Raw genomic sequence first — 17,182 nt, forward strand, 5'->3', positions numbered from 1 at the left:
GTTAGTGGAGGCAGCCTCCACTTGGCAACCGGACCGGGAGAGGACGTCGGCGCGATGGGCACGGGCGGGGCGACGGCACGACCGATGCGGGCGGACGCCCGGCGCAACCGCGACGCGCTGCTGCGGGCCGCGGGCGACGCGTTCGCCGAGCGCGGGGTCGACACCTCGCTGGAGGACATCGCCGAGCGCGCCGGGGTCGGCATCGCGACGCTCTACCGCAACTTCCCGACGCGGGAGGTGCTCATCCAGGCCGTCTACCAGGCCGAGGTCGAGCGGCTCTGCGACGGCGTCGACGACCTGCTCGCCGCGTCGTCACCGGTCGAGGCGCTGGAGACCTGGACCCAGCGGTTCGTCGCCCACGTCGGGCGCAAGCGGGGGATGGCCACCGCCCTGAAGCAGGCCGTGGCCGACGCGGCGTCCCCGGAGGCCGCGCAGGTGAACGCCGAGCTGATCGCCGCGTCCAAGGAGCGGATGCGGGTGGCCATCACCCGGCTTGTCGAGGCGGGGGTCGCGGACGGCACCCTGCGCTCCGACGTCGAGCCGATGGACCTTCTGCGCTCCATCAGCGGCGTGTGCCTCGCCGACAGCAGCTCCGAGCAGTCGGCGCGCATGGTCTCCCTGCTCACCGACGGCATGCGCTTCGGGGCGGGACGCGCCTGAGAGCAGGGGCCGACCGGTGCGGGGGAACAGGACCGGCGGCCGCGGGCGTTGGCGCAGACATGACCAACACCCCGGACAAGATCGTCTACACCGCGCACGCCACCACCGTCGGCGGGCGGCAGGGCAGCGCGAAGACCGACGACGGCCAGCTCGACCTCGTGCTCACCCCGCCGAAGGAGATGGGCGGCCCCGGCACCGGCGTCAACCCCGAGCAGCTGTTCGCCGCCGGGTTCGGCGCGTGCTTCACCGGGGCGCTCGGCCTCACCGGCAAGGAGATGGGCATCGACACCAAGTCTGCCCAGGTCCGCACCCACGTCGGCTTCGGCCCGGAGGGCGAGAGCTACGCCATCACGGTCGAGATCGAGGGCATCGTGCCGGACGTCGACCTGGCCACCGCGCAGAAGGTGCTGGACCGCACCCACGAGCTGTGCCCGTACTCCAAGGCCACCCGCGGCAACGTCCCCGTCACCGTGACCGCGGTCGAGTCCTTCTGACCGACCCGTCACCCCCGCCGGCGGCGCCGGACCCACCCCGGGTCCGGCGCCGTCGTCGTGCGGGGACGCGGGTCAGGCTGCGGCGCGCAGCGGGAACGCCCGGTCGCTGACGAGGTGGCGGAGGCTGCCGTCGACCGGGTCGGTGAAGGCGAGCTCGGCGGCCAGCAGCTGCAGCGGCCGGGAGACGTCGTCGAGCGGGACGTGCCGGTCCACCGGGTACAACGGGTCGTCGACGATCGGGATCCCGAGGCCCCACAGGTGCAGCCGCAGCTGGTGGGTCCGCCCCGTCCTCGGCGTCAGTCGGTAGACGCCGTGGTCCCCGAGCCGGCCCTCGAGCTCGACGAGCGTCTCCGCGTTGACCGGGGCGCCGGGCACCACCTTGGCCCGCACCCCGCCGCGGGACGTGGCCACGTGGTCGCGCACCGCCACCGGCAGGGTGAGGTCCGGTGCGTGGGGGGCCAGGGCCCGGTAGGTCTTGCGCACCGCGCGGGTCTCGAACAGCCGCTGGTAGGGCGCGCGCCAGCGGCGCTCGGTGGCCAGCACCAGCAGGCCGGAGGTGACGCGGTCGAGGCGGTGCACCGGGGAGAGCTCGGGCAGGCCGAGCTCCGCGCGCAGCCGCACGACGACGCTCTCGCGGACGTGGTGGCCCCGCGGGATGGTGGCGAGGAACGCCGGCTTGTCCACGACGACGATCCGCTCGTCGCGCAGCAGCACCGGCATCACGCCCGGGACGGGTACCTCGTCGGGCAGGTCGCGGTGGAACCACACGAAGGTGTGCGGCCGGTAGGGGTCGGCGGGGGTGACGGGGCGCAGGTCGTCGTAGACGAAGCGGCCGTCGGCCAGCAGCCGCGTCACGTCGACCCGGTCGCCCAGCCGCTCGCGCAGCCAGTCCGCGGTGCTCGGCCACGCCGGCTCGACCCGGGCCCGGTCCGGGGTGCGCACCCACGCCGAGGCGAGCCCGTGGCGCGGGGGGAGCGGTGAGCGCGGGGGCACGGTGCGACCCTAGAGCCGGCGCCCACCCGGATCTCCCGGCTAGATGACATAATGTCGATTATCGGCACTGCAGGACGGGACGCGGGCTGCCCGGTGCGCGCCTCACACAGCCCAGGTCGTCGTCGAGCGTCGCCCCGTGCGGCCACCGCGTGGCGCTGCACGCCCGAACGTCACGCCCGCACCGGGTGTCATCGCCGTTCACGGCGGCGGGTGCCGAAGCCCGCCCGAACGTCACGCCCGCACCGGGTGTCATCGCCGTTCACGGCGGCGGGTGCCGAAGCCCCACCGCCCCAGCCCGTGGCCCTTGATTCGTCAGTGTGACGTATCACCACGCGTCAGGCGGGTCGTCAGCACGCGTCGTCCTCCGGTCCGCACGACCACCCCGGCAGTGGCGCGGTCTCCGGTGGGTACGGCGTCCGTCCGGTGAACATGGCCGCCAGCAGCGGGCCGATCTCGTCGGCGACCTGGCCGACCCGGTCGCACGCCGCGCCGAGGGCGTCCGCGACGACCGCCGGGCCCGCCAGCGCGTGCTCCACGAACACCGCACCGTGGTGCCAGGACACGGTGACGAACGCGCTGCGCACGTTGATGTCGTTCAGCTCGACCAGCAGCGCCTTGGTGCACGCGACCTCGAGCGCGGCCTGCGCCCACACCCGGACGAACGGCGCCCCGTCCGCGTCGTGCACCGAGACCCAGCACGCGGCGGAGCCGCAGCGGAACGGGATGTCACCGTCGCCGTCCACCTCGACCCGCGTCGACCCCCAGTGCTCCTGCAGCAGCAGCCGGACGTGGCTGCGCAGCCACGTGGTCCGTTCCTCACCCACAGCCGCCTCCCCTCGTTCCCACCGCAGGGTCGCACCGGGGTCCGACAAGAACGGCGGCGGTTCCGCGGAACCGGTCCGGGCCGGGCTCGCCCCGTGGTACGAACCGCCCGTGATGAGGCCGGCACGTGCCGTGACAGGTGCCGCAGGACTACTCCTGGCCGGGCTCCTGGTCGTGGGGTGCGAGCCGCTGCTGCCCCCGCCGGCGGTCCCCGGGCCGGGCGGGTCCCCGACCACCTCGGCCGCGTCGACCACCACCGCGGTGCCCACCGGCACCACCCCGGTGACGACGACCGGCGTGCCGCCGACCACCACGACCGCCACCACCACCACGACCGCCGCGCCCACCACGACCCCCACCACGGCGACGACCGCCCCGACCTCCACCACCACGACCCCCACGACGACCACGTCCACCCCGACCACCACGGTCGTGCCCGGTCCGACGGCGGTCCCCCCGTCGACGGCCCCGGTGTACCCGGGCGACTTCCCCGACCCGGCCGTGATCCTCGTCGACGGCACCTACCACGCGTTCGCCACCCAGGACGGGGCGGTCAACCTGCAGCGGCTGACCTCGACCGACCTCGTCCACTGGACCCGGCCGACCCCCGCCGACGCCCTGCGCTCCCTGCCGTCCTGGGCCGACAGCCTGGGCACCTGGGCCCCGGAACCGGCGCGGGTCGGCGGCCGGTTCGTCCTGTACTACACGGTCCACCAGCGCGGCGGCGCCGAGTGCATCTCCACGGCGACCGCCACCGGGATCGCCGACCAGTTCGTCGACAGCAGCTCGGCGCCGATGGTCTGCCAGGCCGCCGGTGGTGGGTCGATCGACCCCTCCCCGTACACCGACACCACGACCGGGACCCGCTACCTGGCGTGGAAGACCAACGACGCCGGTGCCGCGACGCTGTTCTCACGCCGGCTGACCGACGACGGCCTCGGCTTCGCGGCCACGGCGCCCGCGGTCCCGCTGCTGCGCTCGACCGGCATCTCCTGGAACCTCGGCAACGTCGAGGGCCCGTCCCTGGTCGACACCGGCCGGGGCTGGCTGCTGTTCTACAGCGGCAACGTCTACACCAGCGCCGCCTACGGCATCGGCTACGCGACCTGCGACGGTCCCCAGGGACCGTGCACCAACACCTCGACGACCACCCCGTGGGTGGGCTCGCACGGCCGGGCACAGGGCCCGGGCGGGCAGAGCCTCGTCGTCGACGCAGCGGGTCGGCTGGTCATGGTCTACCACGCGTGGGACGGCGTGGTCGGGTACGCGAACGGCGGCGTGCGGGCGCTGTGGGCGGACGTCCTGGACGTGTCGTCGGGGGCGCCGGTGTTCGTGCCCTGAGCCGTCGCGCAGCTCAGGTCCGGCGCGCCTGGAAAGCGGCCTGCTTGGACCGGTTGCCGCACACCTCCATCCGGCACCAGCGCCGGCGCCCCGAGGTGTCGAGGAACAGCCACCCGCACTCGTGGCCACCGCACGCGCGGACCCGCCGGGCGTCGTCGCCGGTGACCAGGGCGGCCGTCGCCAGGGCGAACGCGAGCAGCGCCGTCCTCGGCCCGGCGTCGCCGGCGCACCGCCAGGCCACGCCGTCCCCGGTGTCCACCAGCTGCTGGTGCGTCCGGCCCTCGGTCGCGAGGGAGCCCAGCAGCGCGAGGTCGTCGGCCCGGGCGAGGCCGCGGGCGGCGCGGTGCACGGCCGGGCGCAGGGTGCGCGCCGCCGCCAGGGCGCCCTCGTCCGAGGCGGGCGCGCCGGGGTCGAGCAGGCCGCGGTCCCGGGCCAGCACGTCGAGGTGGGCCGGAGTCCGGAGGTAGTCCCGCTCCGCCCTGTCCGTGGGGGCGAGCGGGGTGCCGTCAGTGGCCCAGCCCGCCCAGGTGTTGGCCAGCTCGAGGCCGGGCTGGCCGGCCACCGGTGCGGGCAGGACGAGGCCCTCGACGGTGACCCACCAGACGGGCGTGCTCTTGACCACCTGGTCATTCTAACCGTTTGATGGCGTCAAACGGTTATCTGCCCCACACACGGAGGTCGACCATGAGCACCCGAACCACCACCGCGGCGGGACTCGCCGCGCTCGCCGTCACGGCGGGGCTCCTCGGCTCCCCCGCCACGGCCGCCACCACCCCGGTCACCCCGTCGCCGGCCGTGCCCGGGGCGCGGCCCGAGCCGTGGCAGCCCGAGACGCAGGAGCCGTTCACCGTCGCCGCCGGGGTCTACTGCCAGGACGCGTTCTCCTACACCCCCGACCGCCAGGACCTGAGCAGCCGCGTCCTGAGCCGGTACGCGGACGGTGCGGTCCGGACCGTCGAGTTCCACGGCCTGCTGATCGGGACGTTCACGAACCTCCGGACGGGTGCCACGGTGACCACCAACGCCAGCGGCACCGCGGTGCAGCAGCTGCGCGAGGACGGCTCGCTGGAGACGTACACGACCTACGGCCCGGTGGGCCTGGGCTTCCACGCCGGCGACGGCTTCCCGCAGGGCTACTACTCCCTCGACGGTGTCCACGTGGTCGGTTTCGCCCCCGACGGCACGCGCACGATGCTCGTCGACCACGGGACCGAGGTCGACACCTGCGCGGCGCTGGGCGGCTGAGCGGACCCGTCGACTAGTGCTGGGCGTCGGGCGCGAACGCCGCCATCCAGCTCAGCGGCCCGAGCAGGGGCAGCGCCGGCAGCCCGTTGGCCCGCTGCACCTCGTCGAGGACACCGAGGGTCTGCGGGGTGAGGCAGCCCCCGGTGTCGACGGCCCGGCCGTAGGAGGCCAGCGAGCGCTGCCACCGTCCGATCGCCGGGTCGCACTGGCCGGGGAGGTACAGCGCCCCGGGCCAGGCGTTCGGGTCGCCGGGGCTGGTGTCGGGGTCCACGCCGTACCAGGCCGCCACCCAGGTCAGCGGACCGAGCACCCCGGTCACCGGCAGGGTGTTGGCTCGCTGCTCGTCGAGGATCGCCCGCGACGTCTCCCCCGTGATGCAGCCGTCGGGCACCGTCGCGTAGCCGAAGGTGGCCATGCGCCGCTGGAACGGCACGGCCGCGGGGTCGCACTGGCCGGGGAAGAAGATCGCCACCGGCCAGGCCGCGAAGGTGCCCGGGTCGCTCGGCACCCCACCCCCGCCCGGGACCGGTGCGGGCGGCGGTGGCACGACCACGGGCGGGGTCACGACAGGTGGTGTCACGACGGGCGGTGTCACGACGGGAGGGGTCACGACCGGCACGGTGCCGGCTCCCCCCATGTAGGCCGACTCGGCGTAGGTGGGCACCCGCCCGGACCGGGCGTCACCGTCCTCGCGCAGGCCGGCCCCGCAGGTCCACGGCTGCCAGCCGCGCATCCGGTAGAGGTACAGCGCGCGGTAGTCCTGCTCGCGCGGGGAGGCCTGGTCGGGCCGGCCCTGCCCACCGACGCTGGTCCACGTGGCCTGGTTGAACTGGTACGCGCCGTAGTACCCGTTGCCGGTGTTGATGGCGTAGTTGCCGCTGGACTCGCACATGCGGACCTTGGCCCAGTCCGAGGCGGGCGGGTCGGCGGCCGCGCTCCCGGCGGCGAGCACGGCGGCGCCGGTCCCGCCGGCGGCGGTGACGAGCAGCGCGGCCACGAGCCGGCGCAGACGACGGGGCGGACGAGGGTGGACACGGGTCGGGACGACTCGGCGCAACGGTGCTCCCCGGGGCTCGACCGCGTCGCGGAGCGTCGCGGGACAGGAGCACGGTAACCAGCAGGAACAGGCGTCACAAGCGCATCACGAAAGAACAACACTGTAGTTCGACACCACGAGTCACACGCGTACCGCGGTCCGGCGTGTCGTCCGGACCGGGTGCGTGAGGCTCAGCGCAGGCGCTCGGCCGCGCGGGCCAGCCGGACGAGGTCCGCGGCCAGGCGGGCGAGCTCGGCGGGGCCTGCCCCGTCGGTGACCGCGGTGGCGACGTCCTCCGCGGCGCAGCGGACCGCGAACGCGCGGTCGGCCACCCCGCCCGCCTCCTCGGCGGTCAGGACCACCGACCCGGCGGGCAGCACGGTGTCGCGCAGCGCGACGCGCTGCTCGTAGGCTCGCTGCCGGCACGACTGCTGGCAGTACCGCCGCCGCCGGCCCACGGGGTTGCTCGCCACCTCGCGGCCGCACCACCCGCAGTGCTCGACGGAGTTGGCCACGAGCGATGACCCTACGACGGTCCCGGGGAGGCCCGGTACACCCGTACCTCGCCGGCCCGCACCCGCGGGCCATGGCCCACCGGGGCTGGCACACCGCCGACCTGGCCGGGCTCGAGAACACCCTGGCCGCGTTCACCCGGGCGGTCGACGAGGGCTACGCCTATGTCGAGACCGACGCCCGCGCGGCCGCGGACGGCACGGCGGTGCTGCACCACGACGCCGGCCTCGACCGCACGACCACCGCGTCGGGCCCGGTGGCCGCCCGCTCCGCGGCCGAGCTCGCCCACGCCCGCGTCGGCGGCCGCGAGCCCGTGCCGACCCTGCGCGAGGCCCTGCGGGCACTGCCCCGCACCCGGTTCAACGTCGACGTGAAGACCGACGACGCGGTCCCCGGCGTGCTCGAGGACCTCGCCGCCACCGATGCCTGGGACCGGGTGTGCCTGGCGTCCTTCTCGGGCCGGCGCCTGGCCCGGCTGCGCGCCGCCGCCGGGCCCCGGCTGTGCACCGCCCTCTCCCCCGCCGGCGTGCTGGCGCTGCGCGTGCGTGCCGTGGCGCTGGTCGACCTGCCGCACCGGTGGCTGCCCGCGGGCCTGTGCGCGCAGGTCCCCCTCGGCCCGGCGGCGGCCCCGCTGGTCGACCGGCGGCTGCTGCTGCAGGCCCACCGCCTCGGCCTCGAGGTGCACGCCTGGACGGTCGACGACCCGCGGGCCACCGCCCGGCTGCTCGACCTGGGGGTGGACGGCGTCATCACCGACCGGCCCGACCTGCTGCGCGACCTGCTCGTCGCCCGGGGGTGCTGGCCCGGCTGAGCCGGGCCGGGCTGCGAGACTGCCCGGGTGAGCGACCGTGGTGAGGACACCGTGCCCGATCCCACTCCCGACCCGACCGACGCGCTCTCCGCGGTCCCCGCCCGCGGCGGCCCGGCCGCCCCTGCGACGGGCCGGGTCCGCTTCTTCCACGGCCCCATGGACTGCGGCAAGTCCACGCTGGCCCTGCAGGTCGACCACAACCAGACCCGGCAGGGCCGTCGCGGCCTGGTGCTGACCCGCCACGACCGCTCGGGCCGCCCGCAGATCTCCAGCCGGATGGGCCTGGTGCGCGAGGCGCTGGAGGTCCGCGCCTCCGACGACCTGCGCGAGGTGGTCCGCCGCTCCTGGGCGGGTGGGCGCCCGGTGGACTACGTCGTCGTCGACGAGGCGCAGTTCCTCACCCCCGCCCAGGTCGACCAGCTGGCGGAGCTGGCCGACGAGCGCGCGGTGGACGCGTTCTGCTTCGGCATCGCCACCGACTTCCGCGGCGAGCTGTTCGACGGCTCGCGGCGCCTCGTCGAGCTCGCCGACGAGGTCACCCCGGTGCAGGTCCAGGTGCTGTGCTGGTGCGGGGCCGTCGGTCGGTTCAACGCCCGGGTGGTCCACGGCCACGTCGTCCGCGAGGGCAGCACGGTCGTCGTGGCCGACACCGCGGTCGGTCCGGACACCGGGGACGAGGTGCGCTACCAGGTACTCTGTCGTCGGCACCACCGCCTCGGGGACCTCGGTCCGGCGCTCCCGCGCCAGGACGAGCTCCCGCTGGGTTGACGGTGGCGGAACGAACCACCCCGCGAGGACGTTGCACGGGGTGGACGTGAACACCAGCGCAGCACTGCGCAGGAGGAGAGGACCCCATGGCCGACCGTGTGCTCCGCGGCAGCCGTCTCGGCGCCGTCAGCTACGAGACCGACCGCGACCACGACCTGGCTCCCCGCCAGGCCGCGCGCTACGCCTGCCCCAAGGGCCACGACTTCGAGGTGCCCTTCGCCGACGACGCCGAGTTCCCGGGCACGTGGGAGTGCCGGCTGCACGGCACCGAGTCGAAGCTGATCGACGGCGCCGCCCCGGAGGCGAAGAAGGTCAAGCCCCCGCGCACCCACTGGGACATGCTGCTCGAGCGCCGCTCCGTCGAGGAGCTCGAGGAGCTGCTGCAGGAGCGGATGGACCTGCTCAAGGCCCGCCGCCGCGGCTGAGCCACCCGGTCACGACGCCCGTCCCCCGACCTCGGGGGGCGGGCGTCGTCGCGTGTCAGGCCCGGTCGCCGCGCAGCCGCTGCCAGCGGTCGCGCACGCCCCACTGCGTCACCCGCAGCAGCGCCTCGCGGACGATCCCGCCGCTCATCTTGGACTCGCCGATCTCCCGCTCGGTGAACGTGATCGGCACCTCATCGACCCGGTACCCCAGCTGCACGGTGCGCCACGCCAGGTCGACCTGGAAGCAGTAGCCCTCCGAGGCGATGTCGTCGAGCGGCAGCGCCTGGAGCACGGCCGCCCGGTAGGCGCGGAAGCCGCCGGTGATGTCGTGCAGCGAGACCCCGAGGGCGACCCGGGAGTACAGGTTGCCGCCCCGGGAGAGCCACTCGCGGTGCTTGGGCCAGTTGACGACGCTGCCGCCGGGCACGTAGCGCGAGCCCAGCACCAGGTCGGCGCCCCCGTTGACGCGGTCCAGCAGCCGGTGCAGCTGCTCCGGGGCGTGGCTGCCGTCGGCGTCCATCTCCACGAGCACGTCGTAGCCGCGGCCCAGCCCCCACCGGAAGCCCGCGATGTAGGCCGCGCCGAGCCCGGCCTTCTCGGTGCGGTGCAGCACGTGGACGCGCTCGTCGGCCGCGGCGAGACCGTCGGCGACCTCGCCCGTCCCGTCCGGGCTGCCGTCGTCGACGACGAGGACGTGCACCTGGGGCAGCGCGGCGTGCAGCCGGCCCACGATGAGCGGCAGGTTCTCCCGCTCGTCGTAGGTCGGGACGATGGCGAGGACCCGGTCGCCCGGCCCCGGCCCGTCAGCTGCGGCCGGTCCCGACCCGTCCGGGAGCGCCTGCTCCGCCATCGGTGTCCTCCTCGCGGCCCGGGGCGGGCCGTGCGTCGTCCGTCGTCTGTCCGGCCGGGTCCCCGGTGCGGCGGCGCCGCAGCACCGACCACCCGAGGGCAGCCAGGGTCAGCGCCGCGAGCGCGAGCTCCGGCGCCTCCCCGATCCGAGTGGCCACAGTAGTCGTGGTGTGCAGCGGGACCTGCGACACCAGTGCGGCGGGGGTGAAGAACTGTGTCGCCTGCGTCACCGACCCGTCCGGCGCCACCACGGCGCTGATGCCGCTGGTCGCGGCGACGACGACGGCCCGGCCGTGCTCCACCGCGCGCACCCGGGACATGGCCAGCTGCTGGTAGGTCATCTCCGTGCGGCCGAAGGTGGCGTTGTTCGTGGGCACCGCGATGTACTGCCCGCCGTCGCGGACCGCCGTCCGCAGCTGGCGGTCGAAGGCGACCTCCCAGCAGGTGGACACCGCGACGGGCACGCCGGCCGCGGTGAGCACCCCGTCGTCGTCGCCGGGCACGAAGTAGCCGGCCTTGTCGGCGTAGGAGCTGAACAGCGAGAAGAAGCTGCGGTAGGGCAGGTACTCGCCGAAGGGCTGCAGGATCGTCTTGTCGTGCTGCTGGCCCGGGCCGGTGACGGGGTCCCAGACGATGACCGAGTTCGTCGTGGTGCGGTCCGGCCCGACGAGCACGGCCCCGACGAGGATGGGCACCCCGATGGCGCGGGCGGCCTCGTCGATGACCGCACCCGCGTCGGGGTTGCGCAGCGGGTCCACGTCGGCGGAGTTCTCCGGCCAGATGACGACGTCCGGGCGGGGCACGCGCCCGGCGGCGACGTCCGCGGCGAGCTGCAGGGTGCGGGCCACGTGGTTGTCCAGCACCGCGCGGCGCTGGCTGTTGAACTCCAGCCCCAGGCGGGGGACGTTGCCCTGCACCGCGGCCACGGTCAGCGTCCGGTCGGAGGTGTCGGCGGCGCGGGTGGCCGGGCCCAGCGCCAGGGCCCCGGCCAGCGGCACCACCGTGGCCAGCAGCGCCCCGGCCGCGGTGAGGGCGCGGCGACGGCGCAGCGACACCAGCAGCGCGGCCAGGCCGGTGCCGGTGAGCGCCACCCCGAACGAGAGCAGGGTGGGCCCGCCGACCGAGGCCAGCGGGAGCAGCAGCCCGTCGGGCTGGCCGAACGCCAGGCGGCCCCACGGGAAGCCGCCGAACGGGACGTAGGAGCGCAGCGACTCCGCCGCCACCCAGGTGCACGCCACCCAGAACGGGCCGGCGGGCAGCCGGCCGACGGCCGCGCCCACCGCCCCGAAGAGGCCGACGAACAGGGCCTCCACCAGGGCGAGGGCCAGCCAGGGCACGGGCCCGACGTACTCCCCCACCCAGGGGATCAGCGGGAGCAGGAACGCCGCCCCGGCGAGGTAGCCGTAGCCGAAGCCGGCCCGCACCCGGACCCCGCGCAGCGCCAGGGCCACCGCGGCGATCCCGAGCGGGGCCAGCCACCACACGTGGCGCGGCGGGAAGCTCAGGTAGAGCGCGTACCCCCCGGCGAGGGAGGCCAGCACCCGCAGCAGCACGGGGCCCGTCAGCAGCGTCCTCACGCGGCGTACAGGGTCCGGCCGCGGTGGACGGTGCGCAGGCAGCGGGGCAGCCGGGCCCCGGGGGCGACGTCGGGCAGCGGGGCCACCCCGGCGCGCGGGTCGGTCGACCACCGGGCCACGGCGTCGCGGGGGGCGGCGACGACCAGCTCGTCGACGTCCCACACCGCGTAGGAGGCGGGGGCACCGGGGGTGAGCAGACCGGTGACGCCGTCGCGGACCCCGCCGGCACGCCACGCGCCGCGGGTGGCGGCGGCGAAGGCGGCGCGCGGGGAGATGCCCTGGCCGGGGGTGCGGTGGTGCACGGCCGCCCGGACCGCGGCCCACGGGTCCATCGTGGTCACCGGGACGTCGGAGCCGATGGCCAGGCCCACCCCGGCGGAGGCCAGGGTGGCGAACGGGTTGAGCCGGGTGCCCCGGTCGGGGCCCAGGCGCTGCACGTAGAGGCCGTCGGGCCCGCCCCACAGCGCGTCGAACGCGGGCTGCACGCTGACCAGCACGCCCCAGCCCGCCAGCGCGGCCGCCTGCTCGGCGTCGACCATCTCCACGTGCTCGAGGCGGTGGCCACGGCTGGCCACGACGGGCCCGCCCAGCTGCGCCACGGTGCGGGCCAGGCCGTCGACCACCGCGGCCACCCCGGCGTCGCCGATGACGTGGAACCCGCCCTGCACGCCGACCTCGGTGCACGCGGCGAGGTGCGCGGCCACCGCGTCGGCGTCGAGGAACCCCATGCCGGTGTTGTGCCCGTCGTGCGGGTCGTCGCAGAACGGCTCGCGCAGCCACGCGGTCCGCGAGCCCAGGGAGCCGTCGACGAAGAGGTCACCGCCCAGGGCGTGCGCCCCGGTGCGCTCGAGCAGGGCGCGGGCCTCGTCGGCCGTCCGCACCGCCTCGCCCCAGTAGCCGCGGACCTCCACCCCGTGGCCGTCGGGTCGGCCGACGGCGAGCAGCTGCTGGAAGTCGGCCAGGCCCCCGATCTCGGCGCCCCCGCACTCGTGGACCGCGACCACGCCCAGGGACGCGGCGTGGTCGAGGAACGCGTGCTGCGCGCGGCTGCGCTGCCCGCCGCCGAGCAGGCCGTTGGCCGCGTCGCGGACCCGGTGGTGGGCCTGCTCGACGAGCGGGCCGTCGTCGGACCAGCCCGGGTCGCGCCACGCCCCGTCGGCGGCGCTGACCAGCGCGGTGGAGGCCAGGGCGGAGTGCACGTCGACCCGGGAGAGGTAGATGGGCCGGCCCGGGGCGCAGGCGTCGACCTCGGCGCGGCTCGGGGGGCGTTGGCCGGGCCAGCGGCTCTCGTCCCAGCCGTGGCCCCAGACCACCGCGTCCTCGGGGTGCGCGGCGGCGTGCTCGGCCACCAGGGCCAGGCAGTGCTCGGTGGAGGTGGCGGCGGTGAGGTCGAGGCCCAGCAGCGCCAGGCCCGCCGAGGTCGCGTGGACGTGGGTGTCGACGAACGCCGGTGCCACCCAGGCGCCGTCGAGCTCGACGACCTCGGCGTCGGGGTGCAGCGCCCGGCCGGGCCGGTCCTGGCCCACCCACACCACGGTGCCGTCGGTGACGGCCATCGCGGTGGCGTCGGGGGTCCCCGGGGCCTGGACGTGTCCGCCCAGCAACAGCTGTGTGCTCACGGACGCAGTCTGCCCTGCCGCCCGGTCAGCCCTGCTCGACCTCGCCCTCCAGCACGGGGCGGCCACCGTCGCCGGGGCGCCGCGGGGGTGCCCCGGTGGGACCGGTGACCACCTCGCCGTCGACGACGACGCCGCGCCGGCCCAGCCCGCCCGTCCCCCGCGGCACCCTGACGACCCGTCGGGCGGCCGCCGAGGCCACCGCGGGGCGGACGAGGGCGCGGACCGGCGGCAGCAGCAGCAGGATGCCCAGCGTGCTCGTGACCAGCCCCGGGAGCAGGAACAGCAGCCCACCCAGGACGACCAGCGAGCCGTCGGCGACCTCGCTGTCGGTGGAGCGTCCCCGGCGGACGGCGTCGCGGAGCTGGGCGATGCTGCGGCGGCCCTGCGAGCGCAGCAGGGCCAGGCCGGCGACGAGCCCCAGCAGCAGCAGGCCCACGGTCGCGAGCACGCCGAGCGCGCTCGCGACCCAGACCAGCGCGGTCACCTCGACGACGACGTAGAGCAGGAACAGGATCAGTGGCACGGTGCTCGCCTCCTCGTCTCCCCGCACCGGCTCTCGGCGTCGCGGGTGGTACTGCCCTCCCAACGCACGGGCGGGCGTGGTTTCTCCCGGCGTCAGGCGTCCCGGCGGTCGACCACGACCAGCGCGGCCACGAGCACCACGCCCACGATCGCGGCGAAGTAGACCAGGCTGCCCCACGGCCCGAGCGGGCCGTCGAGGGTGGCGGTGCCCAGGAAGTTGCTCGCGTTGACGAAGGGCATCCACTGGTAGACGTCCTGGCCGTAGGTCGGGATCAGCTGCACGAGCTGCTCGACGAGCAGCGGGAACAGCACCAGCAGGGCGATGGCCCCGGCGGACTGCCGCAGCAGGGTGCCCACCGCGACCGCGAGGACCGACCCCAGCGCGTAGACGAGCCCGATGCCGGCCACGGCCCGCCAGTCGGCCGCGGTGGAGATCGGGCCCAGGCTGGAGTTGATGAGCTTGGCGAAGCCGTAGGACCCGAACGCGAGGACCTCGCCGACGACGAGCCCGACCAGGCCGAGGAACGCGGCCTTCGACCCGATGACGACGGCGCGGTGCGGGGCGGCGAGGAACGTGGTGCGGATGACGCCGAAGCGGTACTCGGTGGTCACGGCCAACGCGGCCATGATCATGACGATGTAGAGGCCGATCCCCGAGACCCCCGTGACCACGAGGCCGGGGCTCAGGGTCAGGGTCTCGCCGCGTCGCGGTCCGCCCTCCACCGTCGTGCCGGCCAGCGAGGAGAACAGGATCGCGAAGCCGAGCGAGACGACGACGGCGGCGGCCAGGCACCACCAGGGCGAGCGGGTGGTCATGAGCTTGGTGCGCTCGACGGACATGAGGCTCATCGCTGCTGCTCCTGCATCTGCTGGGGGTGGGCGGCCGGGCCGCGGCCACCGCCGGCGTACTGGACGTCGTCGCCGGTCAGGGACATGAACGCCTGCTCCAGGGAGCCGCGCTGGGGTGAGAGCTCGTGCAGCACCACGCCGTGCTCGGCGGCGAGCTCGCCGATGCGCTCCGGGGTGGTGTCGGCGACGACGAGGGCGTCGTGGGACTCCTCCCGGATCGTCATCCCCGCGGAGGTGATGGCGCTGCGCAGCAGGTCCAGCCGCGGGCTGCGGACCCGGACCGAGCTGTCGCTGGCCCGGGCCACGAAGTCGGCGGTCGAGGAGTCGGAGATGAGCCGGCCGCGGCCGATGACGACGAGGTGGTCGGCGGTCTGCGCCATCTCGGAGAGCAGGTGGCTGGAGACGAGCACGGTGCGGCCCTCGGTGGCCAGGCGCTGCATGAAGGTGCGGATCCAGGCGATGCCCTCCGGGTCGAGGCCGTTGACGGGCTCGTCGAACAGCAGCACGCCCGGGTCGCCCAGCAGCGCACCGGCGATGCCGAGGCGCTGGGACATCCCCAGGGAGAACTGGCCGGCGCGCTTGCCGGCCACCGAGCTGAGGCCGACGAGGTCGAGGACCTCGTCGACCCGGGAGGCGGGCAGCTTGTTGGCCGCGGCCATCCACCGCAGGTGGGCCCGGGCGGAGCGGTTGGGGTGCACCCACTTGGCGTCGAGCAGCGCCCCCACCTGGGTCAGCGGGTTCTTCAGCTCCGCGTAGGGCTTGCCGAAGACGAGCGCGGTGCCCGACGTCGGACGGTCCAGGCCCAGGATCATGCGCATCGTCGTGGACTTGCCGGCGCCGTTGGGGCCGAGGAAGCCGGTGACGGTGCCCGGGGCGATGGTGAAGGTCAGGTCGTCGACGGCACGGGTCGCCCCGTAGGTCTTGGTCAGGTTGCGGACTTCGATCATGGCTCCATCGTGGGCGCCGGGGACGGGCGCCCGCGTCAGCCGGGGGTCTCGACGTGGGTCATCCGCAGGGATGACCTCACCGCGCGGGCCGCTCCCACCGCAGCCGGACCTCGCCGCCCCCGACCTGCGCCCGCAGGTGCAGCGCGCCGTCGGCCACGTGGGCGCCGCGGTGCTGCACCGTGCCGGCGCCGGCCGGGTCCTCCCCCACCTCGACGTGGTGGACGACCTCGTCGTCGGTCACCTCGAACGGTCCCGCGTAGACGCTCGGCAGGTCGTCCGAGACCGCGCTGGTGATGGTGGCCGACATGTAGCCGTCGTCGGTGTAGAGGATGAGCCCGGCCGGTTCCTCGCCGAAGGGGTGGCCGACCACCTGGCCGGAGCTGTCGTGCTGGGTCGCCTCGGCCAGTCGCCAGGCACCCAGGATCTCGTCCCTCGTCATGGCGTCGACGCTACGACCGAGGACGCGTCGACGTGGGGTGGGCCGGACTCGCACGGTGGTGGGGCGACGTCGCTCTCGACGCGGACGGCGCTGCGCACGTGCGTGGGGACCTCGCTCCTGGCGAGACCAGCCAGACGCCGAGATCATCTCTGTGCGCTCGAGCCGTCGAGCAGCTCGCGGATCAGGGACGGCAGCGCGCCGCAATCCGTGACCGACGAGCCGATCAGGGTGGCAGCGCGAGCAGCGCCGGTGGTCAGGCCCGAGCCGGCCAGGAGCGTGTCGAGGTCGTGCCCCTCGACATCGACTCGGATGACTCGCCCACCGTCACCGACGCGGACCGAGACATCGGTGCACATGGTCCCCCAGCCGCCCGGTGGCGTTTCGCTGACCGGCAGGCTCGGGAAGCGGTCAGCGAACTCGTCTGCCGCTGAGCACCAGAGCATCTGACCCGAACCGTCGGAGACATCGCCCTGGCACCGGCTGAAGCCCAGCGGGACCAGGACGTCGTCGATGTGTGTCATGAGCAGCTCCACGCTGTTCGTCGGATCGCTGCTCGGCACGGGCCAAGCATCGCCGACGACACGACAGGAGCACGCGCGGCAGCTGGAGGGCCGCGGGTCGCATCAGTCCGCCGAAACCCGAGCCGTGATTCTTGTCGGCCCCGACTCGTAGAATCGCACACGTGTTCGATACCTTGACCTCTGACGCGGCTGCTGTGGCGGCGCTGCGTGCTGCGGGTCGGGCGGAGTCGGCCGCGACGGCGGCGAAGCTGCGGTTGGCGGCGGGGTTGGTGGCGGACCGGCGGCGCGGGTCGGACCCGGACGCCGCCGAGTTCGCCGTCCTCGAGGTGGGGGAAGCACTGGGGATCTCGACGCACGCGGCTCGGTTGGTGGTGTTCCACGGGGAGCAGCTGCGTGACGACTTCCGCGCGCTGGGGCGTGCGTTGGCCGCTGGGGACCTGACCTGGGTGGTGTGCCGGACCCTGCTCGACCGGCTCACCCACCTCGCCGGTGACGCGGTCGATGCGTCGGTGCGGGCCCGGGTGGAGGAGCAGGTCCTGGACCGGGTGCTGGGCCGGGCCCTGACCGCGGGGGCGGCCGGGGCCGCGTGTGACCGGGTCCTCGCCGCCGTCGATCCGGCCCTGCGCCGCGCCCGGGCGCGGCGGGCCGTGGGGGACCGGGAGGTGCGGGTCTACCCGGAGGCGGACGGCATGGCCGGGGTCCACGGGCTGCTCGGGGCGCAGGACGGGCGGGCCGTCGATGCCCGGCTCGA

Annotated in this window: 21 protein-coding genes; 8 read left to right on the forward strand and 13 right to left on the reverse strand. The window is 75.2% G+C overall.

What is annotated here, in order from left to right; genetic code table 11:
* Positions 1-21 precede the first annotated feature (21 nt).
* Together ACYVOF_RS10575 and ACYVOF_RS10580 are read left to right on the forward strand one after the other, a co-directional pair.
* A complete protein-coding gene (locus ACYVOF_RS10575; protein ID WP_460866276.1) occupies positions 22-660 on the forward strand; it encodes a TetR/AcrR family transcriptional regulator in 639 nt (212 codons plus the stop codon).
* A 59-nt stretch (positions 661-719) separates the two neighbouring features.
* Positions 720-1,154, forward strand: a complete 435-nt coding sequence (locus tag ACYVOF_RS10580; RefSeq protein ID WP_460866278.1) for an organic hydroperoxide resistance protein — start codon at positions 720-722, stop codon at positions 1,152-1,154.
* Positions 1,155-1,226: 72 nt separating this feature from the next.
* Here the strand turns inward: ACYVOF_RS10580 and ACYVOF_RS10585 are convergent, their stop codons facing one another.
* Positions 1,227-2,147, reverse strand: coding sequence for a pseudouridine synthase (locus tag ACYVOF_RS10585; RefSeq protein WP_460866280.1), 921 nt, complete (start codon positions 2,145-2,147; stop codon positions 1,227-1,229).
* 347 nt (positions 2,148-2,494) lie between these two features.
* Positions 2,495-2,971, reverse strand: a complete 477-nt coding sequence (locus tag ACYVOF_RS10590) for a T3SS (YopN, CesT) and YbjN peptide-binding chaperone 1 (protein WP_460866281.1) — start codon at positions 2,969-2,971, stop codon at positions 2,495-2,497.
* A 130-nt stretch (positions 2,972-3,101) separates the two neighbouring features.
* On the opposite strand from ACYVOF_RS10590, the gene ACYVOF_RS10595 reads away from it, so the two are divergent.
* Positions 3,102-4,310, forward strand: coding sequence for a glycoside hydrolase family 43 protein (locus tag ACYVOF_RS10595; protein WP_460866283.1), 1,209 nt, complete (start codon positions 3,102-3,104; stop codon positions 4,308-4,310).
* Positions 4,311-4,323: 13 nt separating this feature from the next.
* Here the strand turns inward: ACYVOF_RS10595 and ACYVOF_RS10600 are convergent, their stop codons facing one another.
* The gene (locus ACYVOF_RS10600; protein ID WP_460866285.1) at positions 4,324-4,932 is read right to left on the reverse strand and encodes a CGNR zinc finger domain-containing protein; all 609 of its coding nucleotides are present in this window, start codon (positions 4,930-4,932) and stop codon (positions 4,324-4,326) included.
* Between the two features lie 62 nt (positions 4,933-4,994).
* On the opposite strand from ACYVOF_RS10600, the gene ACYVOF_RS10605 reads away from it, so the two are divergent.
* Positions 4,995-5,555 (forward strand): hypothetical protein, encoded by a 561-nt coding sequence (locus ACYVOF_RS10605; RefSeq protein WP_460866286.1) that lies wholly within the window; start codon positions 4,995-4,997, stop codon positions 5,553-5,555.
* 13 nt (positions 5,556-5,568) lie between these two features.
* Here the strand turns inward: ACYVOF_RS10605 and ACYVOF_RS10610 are convergent, their stop codons facing one another.
* Both ACYVOF_RS10610 and ACYVOF_RS10615 read right to left on the reverse strand, forming a co-directional pair.
* Positions 5,569-6,552, reverse strand: coding sequence for a transglycosylase family protein (locus ACYVOF_RS10610; protein WP_460866288.1), 984 nt, complete (start codon positions 6,550-6,552; stop codon positions 5,569-5,571).
* Positions 6,553-6,782: 230 nt separating this feature from the next.
* Positions 6,783-7,106: a hypothetical protein gene (locus tag ACYVOF_RS10615; protein ID WP_460866290.1), complete on the reverse strand. Its 324-nt coding sequence runs from the start codon at positions 7,104-7,106 to the stop codon at positions 6,783-6,785.
* A 71-nt stretch (positions 7,107-7,177) separates the two neighbouring features.
* Between ACYVOF_RS10615 and ACYVOF_RS10620 the strand changes: the two genes are divergently transcribed.
* From ACYVOF_RS10620 to ACYVOF_RS10630, 3 genes are all read left to right on the forward strand, one after another.
* Positions 7,178-7,915, forward strand: a complete 738-nt coding sequence (locus ACYVOF_RS10620) for a glycerophosphodiester phosphodiesterase family protein (protein WP_460866291.1) — start codon at positions 7,178-7,180, stop codon at positions 7,913-7,915.
* 27 nt (positions 7,916-7,942) lie between these two features.
* The gene (locus tag ACYVOF_RS10625; protein WP_460866293.1) at positions 7,943-8,683 is read left to right on the forward strand and encodes a thymidine kinase; all 741 of its coding nucleotides are present in this window, start codon (positions 7,943-7,945) and stop codon (positions 8,681-8,683) included.
* A gap of 86 nt (positions 8,684-8,769) precedes the next feature.
* Entirely contained in the window at positions 8,770-9,108 is a 339-nt protein-coding gene (locus ACYVOF_RS10630; RefSeq protein ID WP_460866294.1) for an RNA polymerase-binding protein RbpA, read from the forward strand.
* A gap of 55 nt (positions 9,109-9,163) precedes the next feature.
* On the opposite strand, the gene ACYVOF_RS10635 is transcribed toward ACYVOF_RS10630, so the two are convergent.
* From ACYVOF_RS10635 to ACYVOF_RS10670, 8 genes are all read right to left on the reverse strand, one after another.
* A complete protein-coding gene (locus ACYVOF_RS10635; RefSeq protein ID WP_460866296.1) occupies positions 9,164-9,958 on the reverse strand; it encodes a polyprenol monophosphomannose synthase in 795 nt (264 codons plus the stop codon).
* Complete coding sequence (gene lnt, locus ACYVOF_RS10640) at positions 9,912-11,534, reverse strand: apolipoprotein N-acyltransferase (protein ID WP_460866297.1); 1,623 nt, start codon at positions 11,532-11,534, stop codon at positions 9,912-9,914. The genes ACYVOF_RS10635 and lnt overlap by 47 nt, the downstream gene beginning before the upstream one ends.
* Positions 11,531-13,153 carry an amidohydrolase gene (locus ACYVOF_RS10645; RefSeq protein ID WP_460866300.1) on the reverse strand — a complete coding sequence of 541 codons (1,623 nt, stop codon included), beginning with the start codon at positions 13,151-13,153 and terminating at the stop codon, positions 11,531-11,533. The genes lnt and ACYVOF_RS10645 overlap by 4 nt, the downstream gene beginning before the upstream one ends.
* A 25-nt stretch (positions 13,154-13,178) precedes the next feature.
* Positions 13,179-13,676, reverse strand: a complete 498-nt coding sequence (locus ACYVOF_RS10650; RefSeq protein ID WP_460866302.1) for an FxsA family protein — start codon at positions 13,674-13,676, stop codon at positions 13,179-13,181.
* Between the two features lie 92 nt (positions 13,677-13,768).
* The gene (locus tag ACYVOF_RS10655) at positions 13,769-14,524 is read right to left on the reverse strand and encodes an ABC transporter permease (RefSeq protein ID WP_460866304.1); all 756 of its coding nucleotides are present in this window, start codon (positions 14,522-14,524) and stop codon (positions 13,769-13,771) included.
* Positions 14,521-15,471 carry an ABC transporter ATP-binding protein gene (locus ACYVOF_RS10660; RefSeq protein WP_460866306.1) on the reverse strand — a complete coding sequence of 317 codons (951 nt, stop codon included), beginning with the start codon at positions 15,469-15,471 and terminating at the stop codon, positions 14,521-14,523. The genes ACYVOF_RS10655 and ACYVOF_RS10660 overlap by 4 nt, the downstream gene beginning before the upstream one ends.
* A gap of 76 nt (positions 15,472-15,547) precedes the next feature.
* A complete protein-coding gene (locus tag ACYVOF_RS10665; protein ID WP_460866308.1) occupies positions 15,548-15,910 on the reverse strand; it encodes a lipocalin-like domain-containing protein in 363 nt (120 codons plus the stop codon).
* Positions 15,911-16,053: 143 nt separating this feature from the next.
* Positions 16,054-16,470 carry a hypothetical protein gene (locus tag ACYVOF_RS10670; protein ID WP_460866309.1) on the reverse strand — a complete coding sequence of 139 codons (417 nt, stop codon included), beginning with the start codon at positions 16,468-16,470 and terminating at the stop codon, positions 16,054-16,056.
* 122 nt (positions 16,471-16,592) lie between these two features.
* On the opposite strand from ACYVOF_RS10670, the gene ACYVOF_RS10675 reads away from it, so the two are divergent.
* Positions 16,593-17,182, forward strand: a 590-nt coding sequence (locus tag ACYVOF_RS10675) for a DUF222 domain-containing protein (RefSeq protein ID WP_460866311.1), incomplete at its 3' end; no start/stop codon positions are given.

The organism is Rhodococcus aerolatus, from assembly GCF_054783215.1.

Coding starts and splice junctions, on each gene's coding strand:
- ACYVOF_RS10580 (WP_460866278.1), top strand. CDS start 720: ATGACCAACACCCCGGACAAGATCGTCTACACCGCGCACGCCACCACC.
- ACYVOF_RS10605 (WP_460866286.1), top strand. CDS start 4,995: ATGAGCACCCGAACCACCACCGCGGCGGGACTCGCCGCGCTCGCCGTC.
- ACYVOF_RS10620 (WP_460866291.1), top strand. CDS start 7,178: ATGGCCCACCGGGGCTGGCACACCGCCGACCTGGCCGGGCTCGAGAAC.
- ACYVOF_RS10630 (WP_460866294.1), top strand. CDS start 8,770: ATGGCCGACCGTGTGCTCCGCGGCAGCCGTCTCGGCGCCGTCAGCTAC.
- ACYVOF_RS10635 (WP_460866296.1), bottom strand. CDS start 9,958: ATGGCGGAGCAGGCGCTCCCGGACGGGTCGGGACCGGCCGCAGCTGAC.
- ACYVOF_RS10655 (WP_460866304.1), bottom strand. CDS start 14,524: ATGAGCCTCATGTCCGTCGAGCGCACCAAGCTCATGACCACCCGCTCG.
- ACYVOF_RS10660 (WP_460866306.1), bottom strand. CDS start 15,471: ATGATCGAAGTCCGCAACCTGACCAAGACCTACGGGGCGACCCGTGCC.
- ACYVOF_RS10665 (WP_460866308.1), bottom strand. CDS start 15,910: ATGACGAGGGACGAGATCCTGGGTGCCTGGCGACTGGCCGAGGCGACC.